The 14,233-nt window shown below is 42.9% G+C and carries 10 protein-coding genes; 6 read left to right on the top strand and 4 right to left on the bottom strand.

Translation table 11 applies throughout. The features are described from left to right. The first annotated feature begins 1 nt into the window (after nt 1). From AC3E9V_RS08520 to bcp, 5 genes are all read left to right on the top strand, one after another. The gene (locus tag AC3E9V_RS08520) at nt 2–2,434 is read left to right on the top strand and encodes a CHAT domain-containing protein (RefSeq protein WP_488752766.1); all 2,433 of its coding nucleotides are present in this window, start codon (nt 2–4) and stop codon (nt 2,432–2,434) included. A 27-nt stretch (nt 2,435–2,461) separates the two neighbouring features. Further along, nucleotides 2,462–3,778: a tRNA (N(6)-L-threonylcarbamoyladenosine(37)-C(2))-methylthiotransferase MtaB gene (gene mtaB / locus AC3E9V_RS08515; RefSeq protein ID WP_488752765.1), complete on the top strand. Its 1,317-nt coding sequence runs from the start codon at nt 2,462–2,464 to the stop codon at nt 3,776–3,778. A gap of 248 nt (nt 3,779–4,026) precedes the next feature. Next, complete coding sequence (locus AC3E9V_RS08510) at nt 4,027–4,635, top strand: fumarylacetoacetate hydrolase family protein (protein WP_488752764.1); 609 nt, start codon at nt 4,027–4,029, stop codon at nt 4,633–4,635. Nucleotides 4,636–4,704: 69 nt separating this feature from the next. After that, a complete protein-coding gene (locus AC3E9V_RS08505; RefSeq protein ID WP_488752763.1) occupies nt 4,705–6,564 on the top strand; it encodes a M23 family metallopeptidase in 1,860 nt (619 codons plus the stop codon). Between the two features lie 2 nt (nt 6,565–6,566). Next, entirely contained in the window at nt 6,567–7,013 is a 447-nt protein-coding gene (bcp, locus tag AC3E9V_RS08500; protein ID WP_488752762.1) for a thioredoxin-dependent thiol peroxidase, read from the top strand. A 56-nt stretch (nt 7,014–7,069) separates the two neighbouring features. Here bcp and AC3E9V_RS08495 read toward each other — a convergent pair whose 3' ends face one another. The 3 genes from AC3E9V_RS08495 to AC3E9V_RS08485 form a co-directional block, all read right to left on the bottom strand. After that, nucleotides 7,070–8,488 (bottom strand): DUF5723 family protein, encoded by a 1,419-nt coding sequence (locus AC3E9V_RS08495; protein ID WP_488752761.1) that lies wholly within the window; start codon nt 8,486–8,488, stop codon nt 7,070–7,072. 2 nt (nt 8,489–8,490) lie between these two features. Further along, on the bottom strand, nt 8,491–10,155 hold the full coding sequence (locus AC3E9V_RS08490; RefSeq protein ID WP_488752760.1) for a hypothetical protein: 1,665 nt from the start codon (nt 10,153–10,155) through the stop codon (nt 8,491–8,493). Between the two features lie 120 nt (nt 10,156–10,275). Continuing rightward, nucleotides 10,276–11,634, bottom strand: a complete 1,359-nt coding sequence (locus AC3E9V_RS08485) for a M28 family metallopeptidase (protein WP_488752759.1) — start codon at nt 11,632–11,634, stop codon at nt 10,276–10,278. A gap of 131 nt (nt 11,635–11,765) precedes the next feature. On the opposite strand from AC3E9V_RS08485, the gene AC3E9V_RS08480 reads away from it, so the two are divergent. After that, complete coding sequence (locus AC3E9V_RS08480; protein ID WP_488752758.1) at nt 11,766–12,950, top strand: aspartate aminotransferase family protein; 1,185 nt, start codon at nt 11,766–11,768, stop codon at nt 12,948–12,950. A 21-nt stretch (nt 12,951–12,971) separates the two neighbouring features. On the opposite strand, the gene AC3E9V_RS08475 is transcribed toward AC3E9V_RS08480, so the two are convergent. After that, nucleotides 12,972–14,147, bottom strand: a complete 1,176-nt coding sequence (locus AC3E9V_RS08475) for a retropepsin-like aspartic protease (protein WP_488752757.1) — start codon at nt 14,145–14,147, stop codon at nt 12,972–12,974. Between the last annotated feature and the right edge of the window lie 86 nt (nt 14,148–14,233).

Here is a 14,233-nt window from a genome sequence, read left to right as displayed (position 1 = left end):
GATGAAGAGAATTATTCTACTGGGATTTTTATTAAAAGCATTCACAGTTTTCGGACAGGAGTCACTTCTGGAAAAAGGTCAGCAGTACCTGGAAATAGGGCGAAACGATCTGGCCCTGGAAGCCCTGACTGAGGCTGAGCAAAACCTCGCAGACCCCAATAGTCTTACAGCCGCTCAATGCTACAATAGCCTTGGTGTCATTTATTTTAACAACGGCAATCTCGAAACAGCTCTTGATTACCTGGAAAAAGGATTGGCTATTCGTGAAAATTTACTGGAATCCGATGCGCCGTCCCTGGCAGATTCGTACATCAACCTGGGCTTATTCTATACCGAAACTGACTTCCTTCAGGCTATTATTTATTTTGATAAAACACTGGATATCTACAAGAAAGTCTATGGTGAGAATCACGAAAAAATAGCTTTTTGCTACACCAACATGGCTTTTGCACATCGGTTTCAGAAAAATTATCAGGATGCGCTAGCCTACATGGACCTGACACTGGATGTCTGGAAAGAACTCTCAGAGGGAGATCATCCTAATAAAGCCCTGACCCTGTCTAACAAAGGAAAGATCTATGAAGAACAGGGCAATTACGATGAAGCTCTCGAGTTACAAAAGCAGGCGCTGGATCAATATAAAAGACTGTATGGAGAGAAGCACCCGGAAATTGCCAATACCTACACCCTGATAGGCTCAGTATATTTCAAAAAAGAAAACTATGAGCTGGCTGTAAAAAATTTCCAGAAATCTATTTACACAAACCTGTATGATCAGGATTATTCAACCATTTATGATCTTCCTGAAATCAAAGGCTTCTATAACGCTTCGTATCTCCTGGCATCCTTAATGGCCAAGGCGCAGGCGCAGGAAGCATACCACTTTGAGCACTCACTGAAACCAAGGGATATAGAAGGCGCTCTGGCTACTTACAAAAAGTGTGATGAGCTCATCACCCAAATGCGCCAATCGCGTCTCAGTGATAAGGACAAGATCCGGATCGGTAATTTAGCTGCGAAGGTATATGATAACGGGATCAGGATCGCACTATACCTGAGTGATAAAACTTTCAGAAAAAACACCTATAAAAAAGCAGCATTTACTTTTTGTGAGCGAAGCAAGGCAGCTACCCTCCTGGAGGCTATTAATGAAACCAAGGCTAAATCTTTTGCCGGTATACCGGACAACCTGATCCAACTTGAGGATAGCCTAAAGGGCGAGATCAGCTGGCTGGAGCAGGAAATTGCCCAGAAAGGAGAAGAAGCACCCAAACTAAAGGAAAAGTTATTTCAATATCAGCAGACATACCGTAGTTTCATTGACCAGTTAGAGGAAGAATTTCCGGATTACTTCAATCTCAAATACCAGCAGAAAGACATTACCATAGAGGAGATCCAAAGTGTGACCCCGGAAAAGACCGCTCTACTCTCCTACTTTACCGGTGATCAAACGATCTATGTGTTTTACATTACCAAAGAAGATTTTAGGGTTTTTGACTTCCCGAAAAATGATCAACTGATCCAGCTGGCAAGCGGACTGAGAAACAGTATCAAATACCAGATTTCAAGTGCTTTTGAGGAGTCAGCAAAAAAATTATACAAGCAATTGATTCCCAGGATTGATGATGAAATCAATCACCTGGTGATCCTGCCGGATGGAGTTTTGGGAACGATCCCTTTTGAAACACTGCTTACAGGGGAGTCTGAAACAGGCTATCATTACCTGATCGAGGATTATAGCATCTCGTATGACTTTGCAGCGTCCCTTTTTGTAGACAAGCAAAAGACTCAAAACGATAGTAGAAATGTCTCAGGTATTTTTCTCTCCGCGCCGGTCACTTTTGAAAACAATGAACTAAAAATGCCGGAACTTCCCGGTTCGGAAGAAGAAGTGCAGCAGATACGGTACTTGTTTCTCTCTGAAAAAGACAAGCCTACTGTCTGCCTGAAAAGTGAAGCATCTGAAGCCTCTCTTAAAACCGAAAAACTCTCAGACTACAAATACCTGCACTTTGCTACACATGGTATTGTCAACGAATCACGCCCTGAGCTTTCGAGGATCTTTCTTTCACCTGATGAGCAGGAAGACGGCAGCCTGTATTCGGGTGAAATTTATAACCTGAATATTAATGCGGACCTGGTAACGCTGTCTGCCTGTGAAACTGGCCTGGGAAAGATCGAAAAAGGAGAAGGTATCATTGGGTTAAGCAGATCGCTGACTTATGCCGGAGCTAAAAACCTGATCGTTTCTTTGTGGCAGGTAGCTGATGCATCTACCGCGCAGCTGATGATCGATTTTTACACTCAGCACCTGCACCACTCAGATAACCTGGCTTTCGCAGATGACTTACGTAAAGCTAAGCTCAAATTCATCAACGGGGAGAAGTTTAATGAGCCCTATTATTGGGCACCTTTTATTTTGATTGGGAGATAGGTCCACTTTCCCTAACTTTGCGGTCCTATGAAGCGTGTGGCCTTTTATACACTTGGATGTAAGCTAAACTTCTCAGAGACATCTACCATATCCAGGATGTTTGAAGACCGTGGCTATGTGAAGGTGGATTTCACAGACAGCCCGGACATTTTTATCATTAACACCTGCTCAGTAACTGAGAATGCAGATAAGAAATGTAAGAAGATAGTAAAGGAAGCTAAAAAGATCTCCCCCGGTAGTTTTGTGACCATCATTGGCTGCTACGCACAGCTAAAGCCCAAAGAGATCAGCGAGATCAGAGGTGTAGATGCTGTGTTAGGCGCTGCTGAGAAATTTCAGTTATTTGACTACCTGGATGACTTTACCTCCAAAAACAAACCACAGGTGTATGCTTCTGAAATCCAGGAAGCTAAATCGTACAACGCCTCCTACTCATATGGAGACCGGACGCGCACATTCCTGAAAGTGCAGGATGGATGCAATTATGGTTGTGCTTTTTGTACCATTCCCCTGGCACGGGGAAAAAGCCGTAGCGCTACCATCGAATCTATCCTGGAGCAGGCCAGGGAGATCGCCGCTTCAGAAGTAAAAGAAGTGGTACTCACAGGCGTAAACATAGGAGATTTCGGGATCCGGGACGGACGAAGAAAGGAAAAATTCATAGACCTGATCAAAGCGCTGGATGAAGTGGAGGGAATCGACCGGTTCAGAATTTCTTCTATAGAACCTAACCTGCTCTCAAATGAGATCATTGAGTTTGTCGCTCAGTCCAAACGCTTCGTTCCGCACTTTCACATCCCACTCCAGTCAGGAAGTGATAAGGTGCTAAAGGCCATGAACCGCCGCTACCTGAGTGACCTTTATGCGGACCGTATAGCTACCATCAAATCCCTCATGCCGGACTGCTGTATAGGAGTGGATGTAATCACCGGCTTTCCCGGAGAAAGTCACGAGGACTTCCTGGAAACCTACAACTTCCTGAATGAGCTGGATGTCTCCTATCTCCACGTGTTCACTTACTCCGAGCGTGCAAACACGCAGGCACTGGAGATGGACGAAGTGGTACCCATGAAGGAACGTCAGAAACGCTCCAAAATGCTCCGCTCCCTTTCAGAGAAAAAGAAACGCTATTTCTACAATCAGCAGGTGGGCAAATCACAGCAAGTGCTTTTCGAAGAAGATATCGAAAATGGCTACATGCATGGCTTTACCGAAAACTACGTTCGCGTAAAAGCCAAATATGATCCGATGCTCATCAATGAGCTGAAGGACGTCATGATGGTACAGGTAGATGAAACCTGCCATATGGAGGTGGAAGAAAAAGAGGAAATACTGGTCCACTAGCGCTTAATGACCCAATATTCATCAAACACAACAAGCAGTCATATAACTGTTTATAAAACATTTTTAGTATACTGCATTTTTGCAATTTATCACTAGCATGAAATGAGCATGATGCCGGGACGCGTAGTCCGGGACACGTAGTCTCAACCTACGCGGTCCGACCCAATTATTGAGCAACACAGGGACGCGCAGTCCAACTGATATAATTAAGGCATGTACCAAATGTCAAATTTTGAGACTTTAAACATATGAAAATCATCTGTATCGGGCGAAACTACGCCGAACATATATCTGAGCTGGGCAATGAACGCCCTGAAAATCCGGTCATCTTCATGAAGCCGGACACTGCAATCCTCAAAAACAACGATCCGTTTTATTACCCTGATTTTTCAAAAGACATCCACCATGAGGTAGAAGTCCTGGTAAAGATCAGGAAAGAAGGAAAATCGATCGAGGCTCAGTTTGCGCATAAGTATTATGATGAGATTGGCCTGGGGATTGACTTTACCGCCAGGGACATTCAGGCCAGGGCAAAGGAAAAAGGACTCCCCTGGGAGACCGCCAAGGCCTTTAACGGATCTGCTCCCCTATCGGATTTCATATCCAAAGATCCATTTGACCTTAAAAACCTGAACTTCAAGCTTGAAAAGAACGGGAAAGTTATCCAAAGTGGAAACACCGCATTGATGCTTTGGCCGATAGACGAGCTCATAGCTTATATCTCAAAATTCTTTACCCTTAAAACAGGAGATATCATTTTCACAGGCACACCGAAAGGCGTTGGGCCGGTAAAAATCGGAGATCAGCTTACCGGATATATTGAAGATCAAAAACTCTTTGATTTTCAGGTCAAATAACCCGAATAAAAGATAACAGGAACATAACTTTGGCGTTTCTGGTTAGCACTTTGATCCTTCTTTGATTTTATGCGATCCATTACATTGATTCTATTTTCATTTGTCGCAATTACCGCAGCAGGTCAGCCATTTACCTATGAGAACTATTATCTCTTTCCTATAAATCCGGGAGAGCAAAACTACCTGGCAGGCTCCATGGGAGAGATGCGTTCTTCTCATTTTCATGCCGGTCTGGACATTAAAACCGGTGGTCAGACGGGGCTACCCGTATATGCTACTGCTGACGGATATATCAGTAGAATTAAAATATCAACCGGTGGATATGGTTACGCATTGTATCTAAAACACCCTAACGGCACCACTTCTGTTTATGCGCATCTGGATAAATTCAGGGAGGAAATAGAAGAATATGTCCTCAAGAATCAGTACAAGGAAGAATCTTTTGAGATTCAGCTTTTCCCGGATGAGGGTCAGTTCACCTTCAGACAGGGAGAAGTGATTGCCTATTCGGGAAATACGGGTTCGTCCAGCGGGCCACATTTACACTTTGAGATACGCGACCTCAACCAGCGTATCCTGGATCCTTTGAAGTTCAACTTCAAAGAGATCAAAGACGATATCAGCCCCATCATGAAAAACATTGCTTTCGTCACCCTGGATGGGGGCGCCAGAGTAAACAGCACCTTTGGCCGGTTTGAATTTGATGTACTCAAAAACAAAAACGTCTACAACACAAGAGTGCCTCTAAAGCTAAGTGGGAATATTGGGATAGAGATCTATGCTTACGATTTACTCAATGGAGTCTGGAACAGAAATGGTATCCCAAAAATCACCCTGCTGATAGATGAGGATACGGTATTCCGGCAGGTAACATCAAACCTGTCCTTTGCCAACCAAAGAAATATTCTGGTTCACATGAACTATGAAGCATATGCAAATACGGGGAGGAAATACAACAAACTATTTGTAGATGATGGGAACACCAACGACTTTTATGAAGTGCCCTCAAAAGGTATTTATTTCTCAGATTCTGTGCATACGATCAAGATTTACCTGGAAGATAGCTACGGAAATATTTCTATCTTTGAAACAACTGTAAACGACCGGAAAGTTCTGAATCCGCCAGACCCAAAAATTGACAAGTTTGAAGTTTACCGAAATCACCTTCATTTTCGTGCTGAATACAAAGTAGTTCCCACTCACCTGAAACTTTACCTTGGAGGTGGTGTAGCAGATCTGTCTCCATACCGTGCAGATAGTAAGGCAGCCTATTACCTTTGGGACCTTAGGAGGGGATTACCCGATTCAGTAGATTTTTGTGGTGAGATCATAAAAACCGGAATTTACTCCATGATACCCTCACAAACGGAATTGAGTTTTTACAACCATGAGGTGGATATTTTCTTTAAAAAATACAGTCTTTTTGACACGCTCTACCTCCGCTTTGAGAAGGGATATGATTCACTTAAAAACCTGGAGTTATTTAAATTTCCTCATGGTGATTTTCCGCTTCAAGGTAGTGTTGAGATCAGGTTAAAACCTGCAAAAACCTATAATGAAAAACACCAGGTCTATTCCTACTATGCGGGTGACCTTAATTACATAGGTGGAGAGTGGAACGATAGCACCATTTCATTTTACACCAGGGATCTGGTGACTTACACGATTGCTCAGGATACTGTACCTCCTACCATTGAACCTCAGATCATTAATGACCGGGAAGCTTACTTTAAGATCGCAGACGACATGTCAGGCATACAATCATATCGCGCTACTCTGAACGGCGAGTTCCTGCTGATGAAATATGAGTACAAGCGCGACCTGATCTGGTCGGTCAAAAAAGATCCAAACATCCCGATCAAAGGAGAGTTTATACTAGAAGTAAAAGATAACGCTGGAAACATAAATTTTTATAACCGAACCTTATAACTATGCTAAAAGCAGGAGAAAAAGCACCTGATTTCGAAAGCGTCGATCAGGATGGAAACCCCATAAAACTTTCAGATTTCAAGGGAAAAAAAGTAGTTCTGTATTTTTATCCAAAAGACAATACTCCCGGATGTACAGCCGAATCCTGTAATCTCAGGGATAATTATGATGCCTTGCAAAATCAGGGTTATGTTGTCCTGGGAGTGAGTGGAGACTCTCCTAAATCACATAAAAAATTTATTGAAAAGTATGACCTTCCTTTTCCATTAATAGCCGATGAAGACAAATCTGTGCACAATGCATTCGGGACGTGGGGTGAAAAAAAGATGTATGGTAAGTCCTACATGGGAACTCTCCGGACCACTTTTGTGATTAATGAAGAAGGAGTCATTGAAGAGGTGATCGAAAAAGTAAAGACAAAGGATCACACTTCTCAGATACTAGCGTAATTTCCACCGAATAGTATAAAGAAGAAAGGCGCTCATTTGAGCGCCTTCTTCTTTTATCATTGGTCCTGATCTTCTTCCTCAGGACTATATTCCTCTTCATTCTCCGGAAGATCGTAATAATCTTCCAGGTCTATAGTTTCCTTTTCTTTTCGCTTTTTCGCATCGGGTCGTTTGCCAAACAAAAAGTTTATGCCAAATTTCACATTGACACCCGAAGCTTTGGGAATGTTGATGGTGTTAAAGATATTATCCACTGACACGTAAGTCTGGAAAAAACCACCACGCAGCATCAAACCCGCACCTACATCCACTCCACGCTGTGAAGCAGCTGAAGCCGATACGGAGGCCGCAAACCATCTGCCCAGGTTTTGAAGATACCCCACCCCGAAAGCAGATTTCACCCGCCCCTGGGTTACATAGTTAGAAACAGACGCTTGCGCATAACCATTTTTTGTCACCTGGTAGCTCCCCGTAAGGAAAGTTCTGGAGTTTAGTGAGGTTGTGAATTTAGTAGCTGTAGTATCTACCTCCAGTGATTCAATGGAATCCTGCAAAGCATCTGCAAACTGATCGAGGTTATCCAGGTCCATCCCCTCATAAGAAAAACTCACCCCATTGAATTTCGTCACTTCAGTCTGCTCTTTCCAGGTGATAAAACCCAGATCATTTACTGCCAGACCTACGGTCAGTTTACTGGTAATATCCATTTGAGCACCCAGATCCAAACCAAATCCTCCGTTTTGATTGAAAATGAAGTATCCGATGTCTGAAGCATCCGAGATCATATCCATTCCTGCTGACCTTACCAGCCCGTCATCCAGTGTTACTTCCAGAGAATAATCCTCCTCCCGGGTAAGAATAGACATGGACAGGTTGTTTTTTATACTACTGTGAAATACGCCGGTCAGGTACTTTAACCTCACACCAGCATTGGTATTGAAGCCAAGTATATTGAAAGACCGACCATAGCCAATTCCCCATTCTCTGTAATGGGTGAAATCATAAGAGATATCATCAATAGCATAGTTTTGACCTATATACGCACCGTTTCCTTCCCATAAAAAGTTCATAAGCTTAACCGGATAAAAAACCGTACCATCAATTCGCTCATTCACAAAGAGGGTAAAAAAGCTCTTATCATCCAGCCGGTATCCAAACATAAAATCCGTGAGACCTACCGATGCATTCAGATAAGCCTGTTCTTTCTGATTGGTTAGAAACCGATCAATATCAATCAGCGTAGAATCCCCGGTAGTTGTAAACACATCTGTCAATCCAAAGCTGTTATTTACAGAAAGATCGATACCGGAAATTGCCGGCAGACTTACAAAAACACGAGATTCAGGAAAGGCCGCAGCATTGTAATTGTTGTTCTGCGGAGTAGCATTTTTCAGATGGAAAAACCCAATATTAGCCTGACTAAAAACCTGGTAATTAACCAAAATGAATATAGAAATGATCAGTAGTTTTCTCATGATTAATTACCATTTAAGTTTACGGACAATTTACCTGCCAGAGACAGTGAAGTGATCAATTCATAATCAGAAAAGACCTGGACAAAAGTGCCCTGATCATGTCCGTAAGAATTGAGCCGGGTTACAAGCGTCAGGCTTGCAGCGCTTGTTAAGGATTCAATTTTTTCAGCATCAAGTATTATTTCTGTGGAATTTTCCGATGGTGCAGTAGCTTTTCCATTTGCATCGTAGCTTTCCGGAGCTCGGAATAGCACATTGTTCTTTAGCGAATCAAACCGATTACCGTTTTCATCCACAAAATACAGGTCGATTGACCCGTCAAACGGAAGCTCATTAGTAGTTCGGAAAAGCAAACTCAGCTCCTCCGTACCTTTCAGATCATCCAAACCATCCATCTCCACTTCTGACTCATACTCGAAAGCATCCAGCCTTACACTCAAAGGCAATGAGATAACTGCTCGTATATCAATCCGGGAATCTTCACTAACAAAGTTTTGATCTGTATTGTCCAGATTGGAGTATCCAACCAACGGAAGTACTAACCGATCCGGAGAGGTAGACAAAAGCTCTCTGAGATTAGAATTAGAGGAGTTGATACTTAATATTGACTCAACACTGGTTCCGTAATTTTCAACTGATGGTGCTGAAATCTCCTGAAAATTTTCAGCTATATCTCCTGAAATAAGCATATCATCCTGATCGGCATATTGGGCAAAAGCCTGGGAAAAGTCCATACTCAGAGGTATTCCAAATGAATTGTTAACCGAAAATGCAATTTCCGGAGATTTAAATTCAATACCTGTTCCGGAAAAATCATTAAACAGTCCAAGTGATATTCGCTTGGTAGGAATATCAATAGTATCCTGTCCCATAAAACCAAATACGGTTTCCGTTTCGGGATCTTGTACCTCAAGAGTAAAGTTCAGGTATTCATTACCAGAGAGGCTGGTCCCCGCAGGAATAAATACTTCTGCGTCAATTTTCACATCAAAATCATTGGTCCCACTATTTGCTTCGAGCAAAGTCTTGTAACCACTTAGTAGAACAGAACTATTATCATAAAATGGAGGTCCCTCTCCCTGCGATTCCAAAACGGACGTTACAGAGATCGACTGGTCTGTGACTCTGTCTTTGAATGCCTCCGTTGAAAAGGTGTAATTAACAGTCACTCCGGCAGGAAAACCGGAATTTAATTCAAGAGCAAATGTTCCGGACTGATAATACAAAGAATCAACATCTTCACCCTTAGCAGCAGGCAGGTTGAAGGTAGCTGCCTCATCAAAAGTAATTGTATTATCACTCGATGTAACAAAGGAGGATGATCCCAGCGGTGGATCCAATGGACTATCTAAATATTTTGAGTTGGAAAAATTATTGATTTGAACAAAATCATCACCCAATGTGAAGTCCGTCTCCGTTTCATATTGAAAAATGATCTCTTGATTTTCACCTTCCTGAATAGCGCTGCTATCGGTAATTGCCTCTTCCAGGAATTTACTGATAACAAGCGTATCTTTCACCAACAAAATGGCTACATTCCCTTTATATTCGGGTAAGTAAGTATTATCAAGATCCGGGATGTCCCCAAGGTTACACCCGGTTAAATAAAACGATAGACCCAGGATAAAAATCCGGGTTTTCTTAGTAAGATTAGTAAATAATTTCACGGTAGAGAGTTATAGTTAAAAACTTAACGGTTCCGGTAGCCAATACCCTACCCCAAAAGGAATCTATTTACTTTAAAAATGTACCAGTTATTGGACGAATCGACAATATTTCCCGACCAATTAATTGCGTAAGATACCCTGAGGATAAGAAACAATACTTTCATGACCGTTAATCCCGACAGTGGCCACTCCAAACAGGTAATTATCTATAACAATACCCTCCAGCGTAAACTCATTAATATCGCCTACAAATCGAGAATACTGCCATACAGGAGAAGTGGTATCACGCCAGTAGATTTTATAGCCGGCTACCTCATCACCACCTGCTTTTTCCCACGACAGTCGGGTACTTGGCTCTACTATTCCACCGATCTTCACATTTCCGGGCCTCGGAGGTGCACTGGCAAGACACGCTAATGCCACAGCATTGACAGCTGTCATCTTAGCACAATAGTCAAAATTCACACCGGCTACAACATCTCCATACTTGATTCCGTTTTCGGTACGCAAATCCTGATGTTGGCGGTTATAATTCTCATGAGCTTCCATAACCCTTACTCCGGGAAAACCAGCTTCATTAAAAGGTCTGTGGTGTCCACCCCTGCCAAACCGATCCAGTCTGTAAATCAAAATCGGGTTCATCTCCGGCAAGTAAGTCCGGGTGGTTTCATAAACATACCGGGCCAGCTGCCTGGATTCTCCGTCATTTTCACCTCCGTAAAATCGCTTCAGCTGAAACTCGCGCTCCGTTGTATTTTGATAATAGGGTTCCGAGAAAATCCTGAAACTCCGGTTGTCAATCACACCATCTACCCCCTCGATATTTCCGATCATATCATTATTCAGGATCCCCACAATTTCCCAGCCTTCATTTTTAGCTTTTTCCGCAAGGAATTTCCCGCCATACAGCCCCTGTTCCTCACCTGACAGACCTGCCAGCAGTACGCTGGATTCAAAATCATAATCAGAAAGCACCCTGGCCAGCTCGATAGCTGCGGCCATTCCTGTAGCATTATCATTTGCTCCTGGAGAATCATCCGTGTAATTCAGCGCGTCTGAGACCCGGGAATCTATGTCTCCACTCATCAGCACATATCGATTCGGATATTTTGTTCCTCTTTTGATAGCATAAACATTCACCACATAGGTATCTTTAGTGATACGAGTCTCCAGATCACCTTTCACCAGGGTCTTTTGTTCGTACACTTCGAGGCATCCGCCACACGCTTTTGATATTTTCTCAAACTCACGCTTAATCCATCTCCTTGCCGCACCGATCCCGCGAGTGTCAGATATCGTATCAGACATGGTATGCCTGGTACCAAAACCGGCAAGCTTCCGCACATCACTTTCCAGTCTTTCAGCACTTACTTTTCCGATGATCTCATACATGGCCGGATCAATCTTCAGGTCTTGTGCTTCCACTGAAAAGCTCAGAGATAATAAAAGAACGGGGATAAGTAGCGTATTGATTTTCATGGGTCTGATCGTTTCAATTCTTCAGTGTTAATAATACCATCTAGGATCGGATTGTTTTATTCCAGCAGTAAATTTTACATGAGTGGTAACAAGATGTTGTCCATTAAGCATTTTATACCTTTGCACTCGCTATGGTATCAAACAGACAATTATTCCTCAGCCACCTGGCCCAAACCACCGATTTCCCCCTCATGATCGAAATTGAGCGGGCGGAAGGGGTTTATATGTACGATCCTGAAGGCAAAGAATACATCGATCTGATTTCAGGCATAGGTGTCAGCAATATCGGCCACCGGCATCCTAAAGTAGTGGAGGCTGTAAAAAAACAGGTAGACCAGTACATGCACCTGATGGTCTACGGAGAGTTTGTCCAAAATCCTCAAACACAGCTGGCAAGAGCGCTGGCGGATACATTACCGGACCCGCTTTCGTCAGTCTACCTGGTGAATTCAGGAAGTGAAGCTATAGAAGGAGCCATGAAACTGGCCAAACGATTTACAGGAAAACCCAATACCATCTCCTGCATCGATGCATATCATGGCTCCTCACATGGGGCTCTTTCAGCAGGAGGCAATGAGATTTTCAAGCAAAACTACCGTCCGCTTCTCCCGGGGCACTACCATATACCTTTTGGAAAAAAGGACGCACTGAGTCAGATAGACCACAATACTGCAGCGGTCCTGATCGAAACAGTTCAGGGTGAAGCAGGAGTCCGCATTGCGGATGAGACTTATTTCAAAGAGGTCAAGAAAAGATGCGACGAAGTAGGCTCCCTATTGATACTGGATGAAATTCAGACCGGTTTTGGCCGAACCGGTACATTTTGGGCTTTCCAGCAGTACGAGGTTACACCAGATATCCTTGTCACGGCTAAGGGCATGGGAGGCGGAATGCCAATTGGCGCGTTTATCAGCTCAAAAGAAATCATGGATGCACTCAAGGAAAATCCCATCCTGGGACATATCACAACATTTGGTGGTCATCCGGTCAGTGCAGCAGCCTCTTTAGCTACGCTTAAAGTTCTTTTAAAGGACAGCATTATTGACAGTGTGGCAGAAAAGGCTGATCGTTTTCATGCGCTTCTAAAACACCCCAAAATAAAAGAGGTTAGGAATAAGGGCCTCATGATGGCTATGGAGTTTGAATCGTTTGAAGTATTAAAACCCATCATCGATCGGGCCATCGAGCTTGGTGTGGTCACAGACTGGTTTTTATTCTGTGACAATTCGATGCGAATAGCGCCGCCTCTTACTATCACTATGGGTGAAATAGAAAAAGCCTGCAACATCATATTGCAGGCTATTGAAGAAGTTTAGTATCTGGTAAGTTGAGAGGTCTTAGATTAACTCCGAAAGGTCGAGTGTTACTTCCTTCTCAGCCCCATTCTGAAGTACCTTCAGCGTTACTTTTTGGTTTACCTCCCTTAAGATCTTTCTTAATTCGGGTAGCTCGTATCCTGATGCTGGCTTTCCGTTTACCGACAAAATTTCTGCATCTGCCTCTAAACCTGCATTACCGGCAGGTGTATCTTCAAACACCCGGTGAATGAGTACTTTCTCCTTGCTTTTGTCAAGCTGAAGATTGAGGCCACTGGCATTAACCAGGAAGGGTTCTTCAAAGTTTTTGTTTGCTTCAAAGTATATCATATGATTTTTGTAATCATACGTGATGTTAAAACGCTTCAAAACTTTGTTGCCAATGATACCGGCCACTTTTTTATTATGCTGTATCCCATGCTCTGCCTGGCTGATACCTATCGGCATATTTTCAAAATCCACCGTTCCAAAACCAAAACCCGATACTCTGCCTTCATAATGTAACGTCTCCTTATCACCCAGTCCTGCAACCGGATATGAGTAATGTTCCCCGGTCTTTTTGATCACATCATGTTTCTTAGCAAATACGGTGTTAAAATCCATGGATGTACCCGCGCCGGTATTGATAAAAAACTCATCTGTATAAGTCTCTCCATTATTCAATTTCACAGAACAGGTGATGTGAGGTATATAAGAGTCGAGTTTAAACTTTAGTCCCTGGCCAATACCTGTGTAGGTAAAGGAGGAAGGGTCATAAAGCTTAAACATCATATCCTGGTAATCCACCTTTAAAACATAGTTTTTCAATAGATCATAGCCGATGATCCCGTCTATATTTCGTCCGATAGACCTTTCAAGATGATCCAGATCTGTGGAATAAAGCTCAATATCCTCCAGTTTCACATCATTAAGCTCAATCTTGTTGTGCTCGATCAAAACTCCCGTAACACTCCCCTGAGCACTGGTCTTGCTTGTCTTATGGTCCATGTTCAAACCCAGCTCTTTTGCCAGATCGGTATCAATGACCGCTAATCCGTCTCCTGTATCAAAAATAAAATCAACCGGATCGGAATCGTCCACACTTAGGGAAATAAAAATGTGATCACCATAAAGCTCAAATGGTGTAGAAGTGATCGGTTGTTGAGCGGAAGCTCCGAGTGAGAAAAATACTACTAAAAGTCCAAAAATGTTTTTCATGGTTAAGGGTATTTGTCGGCCAATTTAAAAACAGATTTTCTTCTTTGCTACTAAAACTCTTTAATTTTCCGGGGGCATTCGATATG

The organism is Marinoscillum sp. HNIBRBA16962 (assembly GCF_057801515.1).
Note: the sequence above shows the minus strand (reverse complement) of the source record. Positions and strands in the feature narration are given on the sequence as shown.

Bases quoted from the DNA above. Each gene is read 5' to 3' on its own strand.
- AC3E9V_RS08520 (WP_488752766.1), top strand. From the start codon at position 2: ATGAAGAGAATTATTCTACTGGGATTTTTATTAAAAGCATTCACAGTT.
- mtaB (WP_488752765.1), top strand. From the start codon at position 2,462: ATGAAGCGTGTGGCCTTTTATACACTTGGATGTAAGCTAAACTTCTCA.
- AC3E9V_RS08510 (WP_488752764.1), top strand. From the start codon at position 4,027: ATGAAAATCATCTGTATCGGGCGAAACTACGCCGAACATATATCTGAG.
- AC3E9V_RS08505 (WP_488752763.1), top strand. From the start codon at position 4,705: ATGCGATCCATTACATTGATTCTATTTTCATTTGTCGCAATTACCGCA.
- bcp (WP_488752762.1), top strand. From the start codon at position 6,567: ATGCTAAAAGCAGGAGAAAAAGCACCTGATTTCGAAAGCGTCGATCAG.
- AC3E9V_RS08495 (WP_488752761.1), bottom strand. From the start codon at position 8,488: ATGAGAAAACTACTGATCATTTCTATATTCATTTTGGTTAATTACCAG.
- AC3E9V_RS08485 (WP_488752759.1), bottom strand. From the start codon at position 11,634: ATGAAAATCAATACGCTACTTATCCCCGTTCTTTTATTATCTCTGAGC.
- AC3E9V_RS08480 (WP_488752758.1), top strand. From the start codon at position 11,766: ATGGTATCAAACAGACAATTATTCCTCAGCCACCTGGCCCAAACCACC.
- AC3E9V_RS08475 (WP_488752757.1), bottom strand. From the start codon at position 14,147: ATGAAAAACATTTTTGGACTTTTAGTAGTATTTTTCTCACTCGGAGCT.